We start from the raw sequence: 13503 nt of genomic DNA, 5'->3' as shown, positions 1-13503 counted from the left end.
GAGGATAAGAAATGGCACCACTTATTGCATTATGCACAACTTTTATGATACTTCGGGGGATTGGCTGGCTTGGGGTTCCAATGTTTAATCATTGGCATCCTGCTTTGCAAGGTGCGGTTGTTGTCATGTTTTTGTTGACCGCATCCGCACACTGGGGCAAACGCAGAGCTGATTTGGTTCAGATGGTTCCTCGTGGATTAGTTCACAAGGAGAAAATCGTCACGTGGACTGGAATCCTGGAGATCGCAGGCGCAGTTGGTTTGCTTATTCCTGGTGTTGCATGGATTGCCGCAGCAGGGTTGCTGCTCATGCTGATTGTCATGTTCCCGGCTAATGTCCATGCGGCCCGTGAGAAGTTAACAATAGGTGGCAAAGCTGTGTGGCCTGTTTTCCCACGTCTGGTGCTTCAATTGTTGTTCATTACAGCGATTGTACTCGCTTCGCCATGGTTTGGATAATGTTTGGGTAATATACTGCCTCATATGAGTTTGTGCGTCACAATGGTGTGACTTGCCATCGTGACAGGCACATCAATCAAACGCTGATTCCGGCTGCCGCGGAAGGGAAGGGAAACATCACGCTCCGCTTCAACGTATCGACCGTCAATAATCACATCACACAACCGGGCAAGCTCCGCTCTTGCAGGGTCGGTGACCAGTTCCTCATATTCGAATCCCGTGTATGCCCATACCGTCAGATCAGGACGTGCAGCGCGGAGCTGCTGAACCCAGGACGTACATCCTGCTGCCGAGAAAAAGGGATCACCACCACATAACGTAACGCCATCCAGCAACGGATGAGTCGTCACTTCATGCAGAATCTGCTGCTGCCGCTCCTCTGTAAAAGGCTCACCCGCTCGAAAGCTCCATGAATCCGGACTGAAGCAGCCCGGACAGGCGTGTCGACATCCGCTGATGAACAACACGGCCCGCAGGCCTGTCCCTTCATTTACCGATTCCGGAATGTAACCATATAGATTCACCGGTGTTTCACCCGATCCCGCACTTCGGCCTGCTTCGCAGCATTGAAGCGTACTTTGTAATCTCCAGTCAGATAACCGGTTACGCGGCGTAACCGCTGGAAGTGTACATGGTTCTCGTGGGCTTCACAGCCTGGACATACATCCCCAATGACCCCCTCATAACCACATGCAGGGCAGCGATCAATCGGATGATTAATGGAGAAATAACCGATATCCTGTGCTAGTGCATATTGCACGATTCGCAGGAAAGCTGTGGTGTTGGCTCGAACGTTCCCGTCAAGCTCCACATAGGAGATTGCACCTGCATTACATAACGTATGGAACGGGGCCTCCAGTTCAATCTTCTGATAAGCTGGAAGAGTGTGGTATACCGGGATGTGGAATGAGTTCGTATAATACTCACGATCATTAACCCCGGCAATGATGCCGTATCGCTCTCTGTCGATCTTCGTGAATTTGCCGGACAACCCTTCAGCAGGTGTGGCAAACAGGGTGATATTCAAGTTATGCTGCTCGCTCATCCGATCACAGAACTCTCTCATGGTCCGAATAATGTTGAGCGCTTCCCGGTGTACATGAGGGTCCTGCCCATGATGGCGCCCATAGAGAGCTGTCATACATTCCGCGAGACCGATAAAACCAAGAGATAAGGTTCCATGCTTTAATAGATCGGCAACCGGCTCGTTCGGGCCAAGCTGTTCTCCACCTTCCCATACACCCTCCCGCATCATGAAATCCGATGCCTTGGCAGGCTGTGCTGTCTGAATTCGGTAGCGGTGCAGCAGGCCGGAAGCGGCATTATGCATAACCGACTCCAAAGCAGTATAGAATCCGGCCCGGTCAGCGACAGCTCTGGCACCTTGGCAGATGCCAAACCGGATGCCGAGCTTCACGAGGTTAATGGTGTTGAAGGATAGATTACCTTTACCACTTTGACGATTGCGACCAAACCGGTCAGCCAGTGTACGTGTGCGGCATCCCATAGTTGCAATGATCGTATCCGGATCTTCCGGATGATAGTAAGGCAGATTGAAAGAGGCATCCACATTGACAAAGTTAGGATACATCCGCCGGGATGAACAGGTGACTGCAAGCCGGAACAAATCATAGTTCGGCTCTTCTTGAGCCTGATTGACCCCTTGTTTGCACTGGAAAATATGTTGAGGGAACACGGGAGTCTCACCGTTTCCCAGACCACGAATGGTTGCTTCCAGCAACGAGCGTGATACCAACCGTCCTTCCGCAGAAGTACATAATCCATAGTTCAGTGAAGTGAATGGAATCTGACCACCTGCCCGGCTGCTCATTGTATTCAGGTTATGAATCAGTGATTCAGCAGCTTGTCCTGTCTCCAATTCAGTCTCTTCATAGGCGAAAGCATATGCGCGCGGGCACTGATTCTTCGCTTCAATGCTGTCCAAATGAAGTTGTTCATCCTCGAGCAGGGCATGCTCACCAAAGAGGCGTTGCCCTTTGCGGTAATGTTTGCGGAACGATCTCTGTACATAAGGGGCCAAATCCCAGTCAATCTTATTGGCCGATACACCGCCATATTGACTGTTCTGCTGGGATTGGAAGATGATCGCAACCAGAGCCATGGCAGACATGATCGTCTGAGGTGTGCGAACTGATCCGTTGCCCGTATTGAAACCCGCAGCAAGGAGACGGTCAAACGGGATAAAGATACAGTTGGTCGTTCCAAGTGCATACTGATCCAGATCGTGTACATACAGATCCCCATTCTCCACAGCTTGGGCAAGCTCTTCCGGCAACACATGACGCAGAGCATGCCACTTGGCGGTCTCCGAACCGAGCCTGCTCATCTTACCACTGAAGGAATCCCCGTTCAGATTCGCATTTTCCCTCAGCGTATCGGCGTCTTCTGCGCCAATAATTCGTCTTCCCAGGTCGGATAATAGATCGGATCCCGGTGGGGTGGCATACTCAAGCATGTTCATGTAAGGTTCCTCCTAAATTGATTTTGGTTATCATTCAATTCACGTTAGATACTATATGTAGATTCGTCTTATCCATTTATAAACTATATGTGGTTTTTTGGGTGTGATAATGATCACACAGCTTACTGAACAAAATGGACTTTCCTTTAATTGCTGCGGATAAAGGTTCCCAAAGTCTGAGCGGAAGCGTATAATTTCTAGTTATTCTGCAAGTATAATATCCGAAGTCGGACAAGATGGACTTTAATCAAGCTGAAAAGGCGAGTTGCAATGAATTCGCGATCGTTAAACCATCCGTTTAAGACCTGCTTTTGTCCGCAAATGGGCAATAGGCAGGGAGTATGATTCTCTTATACTTCTACGGTGTTAATCATATAAGTATAGATTGTGACAGCTATTCGGATTTTTGATGACCCCTGTACGTGATTAAACATTCTGAAATACAGATTTGAAAGTGCAGCTAAGATAAGAGGGGTGAATCATGGGGACGGCAGAAGGCATTACAAGAGGCTTCTATGAAGATATAAAGGAAGCTGCGGCCCATATCGTAGACGTATTAAGCGGTATATTGAAGGTCAATACCATCTTTGTTGCCACGAATGACGGGGTGACCAATGTCATTTTGGAGGCCTTTAATCGTACGGAAGAGTTAGTTGTTAAAGGCAGTGCACTTCCATTTACGGATTCATATTGCAGCCTGGTATTAAGAGACAACGGTAACGTGCTTACGATCCCGGATACATGTGAACATCCGATGACACGATCCATGGGCGTTACGAGCGGACTTGGCAATCGCTTCTTCGTGGGCGTGCCTATTATGAGAAGATCGGGCGAAACATTTGGCACCATCTGTCTGATGGATGATCCTGGTTATGTGATCAGCGAAACCGATATGAAGACACTGAAGGCGATGGCTGTATTTCTGGGCTATGTTGTCGATCTGGAAAGCACATTGCATGTTCAGGAGCTGAAATTGAGTGATTCGGAACAAATGCAAGAACAACTCCAGGCAGAGAAAGAACGTGCCGAATCTGAGGCCATGACCAAAACACAGATGTTGAAGCTAATGAGTCACGAGATTCGCAATCCCTTGAACGGTATTTTGGGACTGACAGATCTGATACGCACACCAGATATGCCCAAGGAGCAGTCCGAATATGTGAACATGATTGAGACAAGCGGCAATATTCTACTTTCCTTGCTGAATAATATGATGAATTTCAACATTAATGAAGCAGGTAAAACGGTTATACATGATGATCCGTTTGATCTGGTAGGCACCATTGAGAATACCGTGTATCTCTATGCCGGGATTGCGACGGGCAAGAACATTGAGCTGGGATTAAATCTTGAACTGAATGTATCTCAAGTGTTTGTTGGGGATGAAGTCAAGATTGGACAGTTGCTTGCACACGTCATTCAATATGCTCTCGATTCAACGCGTGAAGGTTCCGTTCTGATCACAGCAGTGGTGAACGGAGAAGAATTGGAGGAGACCGGTACACTTCAGCTCAAGGTGAAGTACACGGGTCAGATGTTATCGGACAAGAAGACACAAACCTTTAACAGCCAAGATGAAAATTTGAATATCCAAAAACTGATTGGAAGCAATCTGGGTTTAGCTGTAAGCCAGAATCTTGCCATTCTCATGCATGGCCGTATTCAGGTGAGCAGTGTGAAGGAAAATGAGACGGAATTCAACATCTCCCTTCCGTTGCGCAGATACTGGGAGTTACCTCAACTCGCAAGTGTTCAGCAGCGGTTAAAAGGGAAAAAGGTGTTGCTTGCCAAGGACCCTGACATTTTGCAAGGTGTCTCTTCCCTGATGCGTAGGTGGGAGATGGATGTACACATGACCTCGGGTTTGACATTAGCGCATGATTGGATCAAGGAAGGATTTATGCCGGATGTAGCCGTTGTGGATATGGGATTACTGGAAGGCGGCGCAGTTGATTTTGTACATGAACTGAAACAGCGCCTGGAGAATCTGCCCGTCATTGTTCTTGTTCCTTATGGGATGCACATTGAATTGCATGAAGCAGAAGCATTTGATGCTGTTCTGACCAAGCCGGTCAGACAGGCTGATCTGTTGAATGCATTGAGTATTACTTTGCCTTAAATCATGATCATAGATAAATCTTTATTCGGCGCACCGGTTATAGGTGCGCTTCTTTTCATTTTCCATTTTCTGAGCCAAAGCCCTTTTATTCCGAGCTGGTTACGTTACAATAGTAAGTGAACTTCATCTTTATAACCAACAGAGGAGGATATGCAATCAATGGATTATCGCAGATTAGGTGGAAGCGGACTGAAAGTGAGCGAGATCAGCCTGGGAAGCTGGCTGACGTACGGAGGGTATGTGGAACGTGAGAATGCGGTGAAATCAATTGAAACTGCATTTGATGAAGGCATTAACTTTTTTGATACTGCCAATGTATACGAACGGGGTGCAGCAGAAGAATTGCTGGGGCAGACGCTCAAAGCATATTCCCGTGACTCTTATGTACTTGCAACCAAAGTATTTGGCAAAATGGGTGATGGTCCGAATGATCAGGGGTTGTCTCGCAAACATATCAAGGAGCAATGTGAAGCCAGCTTGAAGCGCCTGGGCGTTGAATATGTGGATATCTATTACTGCCATCGTTATCATACCGAAACACCAATTGAAGAAACACTCCGCGCGCTCGATGATCTGGTACGCCAAGGCAAGGTGTTATATGTAGGTGTCAGCCAGTGGACAGCGGCTCAGATGGAAGCTGCGTTGGGTACAGCAGATCGTCTGCTTCTGGATCGTATCGTGGTCAATCAGCCGGTGTACAACATGTTTGACCGTTATATCGAAAATGAAATTATCCCGCTCGGCGAGCGTAAAGGCATCGGACAAGTCGTATATTCCCCGCTTGCTCAAGGTCTATTGACTGGGAAATATACGTCCGTTTCCGATATCCCAGAGAATAGCCGTGCTGCCAAGCTAGGATGGGACGAAGGTAAGATCAATGCGGATCGTATCGGGAAAGTTCGTCAACTGATTGAAGTGGCGGACAAGCTGGATCTGAAGGTTGGGCAACTGGCCCTGGCCTGGATTCTGCGCCAAAACAATGTATCCAGTGCACTTGTAGGGGCGAGTCGTCCCGAGCAGGTAAAAGAGAACGCGGCTGCATCTGGCGTGAAGCTGGATGCTGCCATTGTGGAGGAGATTGAGAGCATCCTTGCTTGATCTCCTGTCAGTACACAAGCTGAGATGATATGCAATGATCTATAAAAAAAGGGATGTCCTGTGCGCCTGAATGGGCGAACGAGACATCCCTTTTTTTGGAGAACGTTGAAATGTTAGTTTATTGAAAGGTTAGATCTTACTTTAAAGTGTAAGAGGCAAGGAACGAAAAGATAAGGCACACACACGGTTACGCCCTGTATTCTTGGCTTCATATAAAGCACGATCGGCCTGTTCGAAGAAGTCGTCATCGTCATGATCATCACAATGATCGGGATACACGGCTACACCAATGGAGATGGTTAGACGTGTCGTGTGCCCGTCGGGCAGAGCAAAATGGTATTTCTCTACAGCCTGTCGTATAGATTCGGCGGTAGCCACGGCCTGATGGTGTCCACAGTCTAGCAAGAGAATGGCAAATTCTTCCCCACCGTTTCGTGACACGATATCAGCAGAACGTGCATGCTCAACGAGCAGTTGTCCTAGTTGCTTCAGGACCGCATCGCCAGCGGAATGACCATAGGTGTCGTTTACCTTTTTGAATCGGTCAATATCAATGGCAAGCAAGGAAAGTTTCTGTTGGTAATCCCTCGCACGCTGGAGTTCCAGTTGAAGTGATTTTTCGAACTGTCGTCGATTGCTCAGGTTGGTAAGATGATCGGTAGAAGCTCTTTTTTCCAATAGAAATAACATTTCATTGGATTTATTAATGAATTCTGCGATGAAATAGATAAATATTCCACCGGCAAAGGAAATGGTCATTTGTAACGGATATATCTTCATTAATGAATTCATGCTGTCTGTATTCAACATAAGGATGATAAAGATTAATGTCATGCCAAGCAGATTCATTGTAATTATTTTGGTCAGTCTGGACCAGGGAGCATAGGCGAAGTATACACCGGACAGTCCGATCAGAGTCATGACAAATCCTGCATCTATGGCAGAGGATGATAAGCCGAACATCAGAATACGAAGGACCGAGATCATAAGTCCCGTAACGACCGAAGCCAATCCTCCCATATATACCGCTGCGGTAACGATGGCCAGATGACGTAGATCTACAATTGTAGTTTCGTTCAGAGGGAAAGAATAGTTCATGAGTACTGTGCCATATATACCGAACAATAAGCCGCCGATCAACTGAACACGTAACGAGGGAAATGGCAATCGGATACTATAGAACTTTGCGATGATCCCGGACACATACATAAACGTAATCATGACACAGATATTAATGAAAAAAGTGCTAAACAACCGACATTCCCCCTTTTTACGCACATCCCTACATTTTATCTGAAAAGCGGTGCTGTAGCGAACCATATTATCCCAAATTTATGAGGGGATTGCTGGGAAAGATGTTTTATTTGCATATACAGGATGTTAGAGTGATATTGACTTCAATATACAATGAGATTTATACTTAATCTAAATCAAAATGTATTCCTTCTTTTTGGGAAGACCATCATAAGTAGAAGATCAGTGTCTGATTTCATATAAAATGGATCAATAATAAAGGAGAAATGGTTGTGAGAACTTTAAATCTGACGATACAACGGCAAGCAGTATATGATGTGGTGCGCCATTCAGAGGATCACCCGACAGCTGCTGATGTCATGAATCGACTCGTGGAACAAGGATATAATCTTGCTTATGGTACAGTGTATAATTCTCTTCGCTATCTGACGGACAAAGAATTGATACGGGAACTTAAACTCGGAGAGACAGCAAGCCGGTACGATGCCCGTATGGATGATCATCAGCACATTATGTGTGAAGTGTGCGGCAAAGTGGACGAGGTGATGACAGAGGTTCCTCCACAATGGATGAAACAGGTAGCTGAAGAAACCGGATATGCAATCGATCATGCTCATGTGGTCTTTGGAGGTGTCTGCGGGGAATGCAGAAACAAACGGATCAAGTAAAAATAAAACTGCCTGGCCGCCGTTTACCCCTAAGGGTTAAACCAGCCTTGTCTGACTCAACACCCCTTGTGGACAATTGTCCTGTTACACGGCGTGTTATTCTGATCAGCCCGATGCCGGGACAGGTTCATGAACTGGTAAAGGCCTTAACGGATAGCTGCTTTGATGTACTGGTCTTCCATCGCTGGGAACCGGATCTGCATGAGCGTCTTGTCTTTGATCTGTTGATCTATGATCTGTCTGTGGCCGGAACTATCGATGCATTTGCCGGCATTAGCAGCCGATTGAATCGTGAGGCTGAGCATACAACCCCTTGTCTGTATCTGGTCGGTGAGAAGATGATTGGCAGCGCAAGTGGACCGATGCTTCAGGAGGAGTTGCTGGTGTGGCCTGCACGCCCGCAGGAAGCACTTTACCGGGTGCAGCGCATGATTGGAAACAGTCCTGCTTTGCCCAACCGTGGTTTTTTGCCTGAGGAAGGGCACCGTATCGGATTTAAAGATCTGTGGCTTGATCGTGAACGGATGAGTGTACAGCGCGATAATAAACGGATTCATCTAACCAAGACCGAATATGATCTGTTACTCAAGCTGATTGATGCCAAAGGTGCAGTCATTTCCCGTGAGGAAATGCTCAGCGATATCTGGGAGACGGACTTTACAGGTGGAAGTAATGTGGTCGATGTTCATATCAAAAGCTTGCGCAAAAAATTGGGCGATAATGCGTCTTCGCCGCAATATATTGTAACAGTAAGAGGAGTGGGCTACCGCCTGGCGGATTAGTCCGCTTTTTTTTTGCCCAAATTTTATCTTTCACTTCATGCTTTTTCGGGTACTACCTAATAGATAGGCAGATCAGAATCATTCCCTAAAACATGTTCATAGTTCATTCATGAAGTGTTGAAGAACCTCATCTTAATCTCATGTGAACCTCATGCAAGAGCAGAGTGGGACATGTTAGAATCAATTTAACAGTTAGATCAAGTCTAAATGTATATTTAAACCGAAGCCGAATATGATTTTAATAGTAGATATATAACAGCCGTGAGACCCATTAGAGGAGGACGACATGATGACAGAACGTATGACTACAAATCAGGGCGCACCTGTAGGTGATAACCAGAATTCCCGCACAGCAGGCAAAAGAGGGCCGACACTGCTTGAAGACTACCATCTCATTGAGAAAATAGCCCACTTTGACCGTGAACGTATTCCCGAAAGAGTCGTACATGCGAGAGGTGCCGGAGCTCATGGTGTATTCACGCTGGAGCAGAGTATGAAGGCTTATACAACAGCTGACTTCCTGCAAGATCCAGGTACGGAGACGGATGTGCTGGTTCGTTTTTCAACCGTTATCCATGGTACGGGATCACCAGAGACTGCACGAGATCCACGTGGATTTTCCGTCAAATTTTACACACGGGAAGGCAACTATGATATTGTCGGTAATCATCTGCCTGTTTTCTTCATTCGTGATGCGATGAAGTTCCCTGATATGGTGCATTCTTTGAAGCCGGCTCCGGATACAAATATTCAGGAACCTGCTCGATATTGGGACTTTATGACCCTCTCACCGGAATCAACACATATGATGACCTGGTTGTTCTCTGATCTGGGCACACCAGCAAGTTATCGGGAGATGGATGGTTTCAGCGTACATGCTTTCAAATGGATTAATGCACAGGGACAGGTACACTATGTGAAATACAAATGGGAGTCTGCACAAGGCGTGCGAGGCTTCTCTCGTCAGGAAGCTGCCGAAGTACAGGGGCAAGACTTTAATCATGCTACCCGGGACCTGCATGAACATATCAAGAACGGGCAATACCCGCAGTGGAAGCTTCAGGTACAGCTCTTGAAGCCGGAGCAAATGGATGATTTTGCTTTTGATCCGCTCGATCCAACCAAAACATGGCCTGAAGATGTATTACCGTTCCATACGGTAGGGACCATGACCCTGAATCGGAATCCGCAAAACTTCTTTGCTGAAGTGGAGCAGGCGGCCTTTTCTCCTAGTGCGCTTGTACCCGGAATTGAGCCTTCTGAAGACAAATTGTTGCAAGGACGCCTATTCTCCTATCCAGATACACAGCGTCACCGGCTTGGACCGAACTATTTGCAAATCCCGGTGAATTGCCCGTACGCACCCGTTCGTAATCATCAGCGTGATGGACTCATGAATGTGAATCAGGACCCATCTCCGGTGAACTATGAGCCCAACAGTTCAGGAAACAGCCCGCAAGAAGATCCGGCATACCGGGACAGTCAGGTTCCGTTGCAAGGGCATGTTACAAGAGAGAAAATCGAGAAGACGGATGATTATACGCAGTCAGGTGAGCTTTTCCGTTCATTTACTCCTGTAGAGCAGCAGCATTTGCTTGATAATCTGATTAATGACCTCAAGGGCGTATCTGTTGATATTCAAATGCGTGCCTTGTGCCACTTCTTCCGGGCGGATGGACAGCTTGGCGGACGTTTGGCTCATGGACTCGGCGTGGATATTTCTGCACATATGCCGTCACAGGATGGAAAATAAAGTACAGTTTGACCATGTTCTACAACATCATACGGACTGATATTCGTTGAAGACCGGGAAAACCGCGAACGTGCGGAACTCCCGGTCTTTGGCCTTTTTTACTGAAATGGAAAACAAATTTACAAATCATTTACATAAAATAGCTGACATAGAGGTTGACTTCTCATTTGATGGCACTACAATGGGTAGTGTGAGGGGTGTCAGAAAATGAGAATACACAATTTCAAAGTGGGTGAGCGTGGGCTCAACCGATTTTTCGGTCCGCTGGAAGCCAAGATTATGGACATTTTATGGGCTCATCCTGGCAGCAGCATCCGTGAAGTGCAGACCGCACTTGAACAAGACAAAGACGTCAATTTTAATACAGTTATGACCGTGATGAACCGGCTCGTAGACAAGGGACTTCTCGGAAAGTCACAAAAAGGCAGAACATCTTTGTACCAACCGGTACAGAGCAAGGAGGAGTTTATGAACGACCAATCCAAGGAACTGTCACATGAGTTGGTGGATGAATTCGGAGCTTTGGCATTGAATCATATGCTGGATGCGCTGGACGAAGCAGATGCGGGTCTGATTGAACGCTTGGAACAGAAGATCAAACAATGGAAAAAGGATAGCGATTAAGATGTGGAAGACCCGCTCGAAACTTTTGTTTACCGTCGGGTTTGGCATTCCGTTACTCGTGTTCATGCAGATGTTCATGTACGCGATGTACAAAATTTTTGGCTGGGATATCCCGTTTAACCTGCTCTGGCTCTGCAATCATTGGATGAGTCGACTGGGATGGTTATCCGTGGGACATTTCCTGCTGGCACTGGTATTGCTGACATTTGCGGGAACAGGCTGGTTGTTAATGGTGCGTATGATGAAAACCAGAGCAGCCGTACGTAAGCTTCGCTCCATGGAGGTGCGTGCCTTGTCTCGCGAACTGGAGTCCAAGTATCACCATCTCGGACAGCCAGGATTCATTGTGGTGGACAAGCATTCTCCGGTTGCATTCACAATTGGTTTATGGAGGCCTTGCATCGTACTCTCCACGGGGCTTCTGACGATGCTGGATGCAGAAGAGGAGACTGCAGTTGTGTATCACGAAGTCCATCATCTGTGGCACCGTGACCCACTGAAGACAACACTGTTATCGGTATTTGCAATCATGATGCCGTATATTCCCGTATTGAAGCATACTTCGAAACATTACAATATTGTTAGAGAAATTCTGGCAGACAATGAGGCCATTGAGCGTACAGGCAATGTGGCGGGCATTGGCAGTGCTTTGCTTAAGCTGCTCCGTGCTTGTCCTGAACCTTGGGGTGCTAAAGAACTGACCGTTCAATCCTCATTTGCGGATACGTCGGTGAATGTCCGAATTTCACGTCTGCTGGACCCGGAACAGGACGTCACGCTGAGGCTACCACGCTACGCCGTTCTGATGTCGGCTACTGTTTTCCTGTTGCTGTCTATCTTGTTTGTTTGGTCCATCGGATAAATTAATTGGCTAAATGTGAAGTCGAGTATAACACTAGGAAGGATGATGAACATGAATAATAAAAGTGTAGAGATTGGATTATTTTTCTCAAGGATTATGATCGGATTGATCTTTGTATTGCACGGCTGGAGTAAATTCGAAGGTGGAATCAGCGGTACAGTAGGTTTTTTCGAAAGTATCGGTATTCCCGGATTTCTTGCATCCGTTGTAGCCATTATTGAGTTGGTGGGTGGTGCAGCGATGATTCTGGGTCTGGGAACTCGTGTGTTTGCTGCCCTGTTTGCCATCGTGATGGTTGGCGTTCTGTTTACAGCCAAAATGGGTGAGCCGTTCCTGAGTGGTACCGAGTTAGATTACCTGCTGCTGGCGGGTTCCCTGACACTGCTCTTCACAGGAAGCCGCTTCCTGGCCGTGGATTATCTGTTCTCCAGACAGGGGAACGCTCGCCAGAATGTGAGTGCTTGAATTGACTAACGATTGCTAAAAAATAATGAAGTGCAGGATTATTCCTGTAATGAGGTTCTTTATTGGCCAGGCCGGTTCGGGAATTGATTTGCGAACCGGGCTGATCAGTAGAGAACTTTTTTCGTTTGGACGACATGCCTAAGGTTTGTTACAATGAGAATAAGTATGCTACTAAGAAAAAATAAGGAGGATGCATTTTATGATTAACGTCATTCCATCCGATGCCCGCTCCAGCTTCGATCGAGGCTGGCTCCGTGGCAGTCACAGCTTTTCTTTCGGAGAATACCAAGACCCGGAGAATACGGCGTTTGGACCGATGCGGGTAGCGAACGACGATGTGATCGCGCCTGGTCGCGGTTTTGGGGCTCACCCGCATAGTGACATGGAGATTGTATCCATCGTACTGAACGGCAAGTTGCGACATGAAGATAACCTGGGGAATGTAGCCGTTACAGGCTTTGGTGGTATCCAGCGGATGTCAGCAGGCAGTGGCATGATTCATACCGAACATAATGCATCCGATACCGAAGAAGTACGTTTGCTTCAGCTCTGGTTCATGCCACAGACAAAAGGGTTGGAGCCCTCCTATGAGACGACATCATTTGATCCAGCGGCATTGGCAGGAGCACTCGTGCCGATTGTATCCCCAGATGGGGGACCAAGAGTTGCGACCATTCATCAGGATATGACGATCTACCTTGGCCGATTAGCCAAAGACGAAACGTTAACCTTTAATCAGGATGCAGGCCGTCGAATGTATATTTTCTCCATCGAAGGCAAGCTGGGATTGGACGGAGAGTACCTGTTGAACGAAGGCGACACGGCTCGTGTGGAACAGCGGGATTCAATCGAACTGCAAGCAAACGAAGATACGTTCTATATGATTATTGATTTGCCGTAGATGGCTGATGAAATGAACTCCAAGATGAAGGAGGATA

The 13503-nt window shown here is 47.1% G+C and carries 13 protein-coding genes; 10 read left to right on the top strand and 3 right to left on the bottom strand.

Annotated features, from left to right (window positions below; all coding sequences use genetic code 11):
* Positions 1-11: 11 nt before the first annotated feature.
* The gene (locus MKY44_RS26785; protein ID WP_341009337.1) at positions 12-458 is read left to right on the top strand and encodes a DoxX family protein; all 447 of its coding nucleotides are present in this window, start codon (positions 12-14) and stop codon (positions 456-458) included.
* A 20-nt stretch (positions 459-478) separates the two neighbouring features.
* On the opposite strand, the gene nrdG is transcribed toward MKY44_RS26785, so the two are convergent.
* Both nrdG and MKY44_RS26775 read right to left on the bottom strand, forming a co-directional pair.
* Positions 479-982, bottom strand: a complete 504-nt coding sequence (gene nrdG / locus MKY44_RS26780; RefSeq protein WP_341009335.1) for an anaerobic ribonucleoside-triphosphate reductase activating protein — start codon at positions 980-982, stop codon at positions 479-481.
* On the bottom strand, positions 979-2940 hold the full coding sequence (locus tag MKY44_RS26775) for an anaerobic ribonucleoside triphosphate reductase (protein WP_341009334.1): 1962 nt from the start codon (positions 2938-2940) through the stop codon (positions 979-981). The genes nrdG and MKY44_RS26775 overlap by 4 nt, the downstream gene beginning before the upstream one ends.
* Positions 2941-3421: 481 nt before the next feature.
* On the opposite strand from MKY44_RS26775, the gene MKY44_RS26770 reads away from it, so the two are divergent.
* Positions 3422-5059, top strand: a complete 1638-nt coding sequence (locus tag MKY44_RS26770) for an ATP-binding response regulator (protein ID WP_341009332.1) — start codon at positions 3422-3424, stop codon at positions 5057-5059.
* Positions 5060-5218: 159 nt separating this feature from the next.
* Entirely contained in the window at positions 5219-6157 is a 939-nt protein-coding gene (locus MKY44_RS26765) for an aldo/keto reductase family protein (RefSeq protein ID WP_047840782.1), read from the top strand.
* Between the two features lie 141 nt (positions 6158-6298).
* Here the strand turns inward: MKY44_RS26765 and MKY44_RS26760 are convergent, their stop codons facing one another.
* Positions 6299-7411, bottom strand: a complete 1113-nt coding sequence (locus MKY44_RS26760; RefSeq protein ID WP_341009330.1) for a GGDEF domain-containing protein — start codon at positions 7409-7411, stop codon at positions 6299-6301.
* A 272-nt stretch (positions 7412-7683) separates the two neighbouring features.
* On the opposite strand from MKY44_RS26760, the gene MKY44_RS26755 reads away from it, so the two are divergent.
* The 7 genes from MKY44_RS26755 (at position 7684) to MKY44_RS26725 (ending at position 13466) form a co-directional block, all read left to right on the top strand.
* Complete coding sequence (locus tag MKY44_RS26755; RefSeq protein WP_036612807.1) at positions 7684-8079, top strand: Fur family transcriptional regulator; 396 nt, start codon at positions 7684-7686, stop codon at positions 8077-8079.
* The gene (locus MKY44_RS26750) at positions 8055-8861 is read left to right on the top strand and encodes a winged-helix domain-containing protein (protein ID WP_341009329.1); all 807 of its coding nucleotides are present in this window, start codon (positions 8055-8057) and stop codon (positions 8859-8861) included. Before MKY44_RS26755 ends, MKY44_RS26750 begins: the two co-directional genes overlap by 25 nt.
* Positions 8862-9150: 289 nt before the next feature.
* Entirely contained in the window at positions 9151-10614 is a 1464-nt protein-coding gene (locus MKY44_RS26745; RefSeq protein WP_341009953.1) for a catalase, read from the top strand.
* A gap of 207 nt (positions 10615-10821) precedes the next feature.
* Positions 10822-11238 carry a BlaI/MecI/CopY family transcriptional regulator gene (locus MKY44_RS26740; protein ID WP_036612800.1) on the top strand — a complete coding sequence of 139 codons (417 nt, stop codon included), beginning with the start codon at positions 10822-10824 and terminating at the stop codon, positions 11236-11238.
* 1 nt (position 11239) lies between these two features.
* A complete protein-coding gene (locus tag MKY44_RS26735; protein ID WP_036667841.1) occupies positions 11240-12100 on the top strand; it encodes a M56 family metallopeptidase in 861 nt (286 codons plus the stop codon).
* Positions 12101-12151: 51 nt separating this feature from the next.
* A complete protein-coding gene (locus MKY44_RS26730; RefSeq protein WP_339788260.1) occupies positions 12152-12565 on the top strand; it encodes a DoxX family protein in 414 nt (137 codons plus the stop codon).
* Between the two features lie 199 nt (positions 12566-12764).
* Positions 12765-13466 (top strand): pirin family protein, encoded by a 702-nt coding sequence (locus tag MKY44_RS26725; RefSeq protein ID WP_341009327.1) that lies wholly within the window; start codon positions 12765-12767, stop codon positions 13464-13466.
* Positions 13467-13503: the final 37 nt, after the last annotated feature.

This window comes from Paenibacillus sp. FSL R7-0026 (genome assembly GCF_038004485.1).
Lineage (GTDB): Bacteria > Bacillota > Bacilli > Paenibacillales > Paenibacillaceae > Paenibacillus > Paenibacillus xylanexedens_A.
The sequence above is the reverse complement of the archived record's forward strand: the minus strand, read 5'-3'. Positions and strand labels throughout refer to the sequence as shown.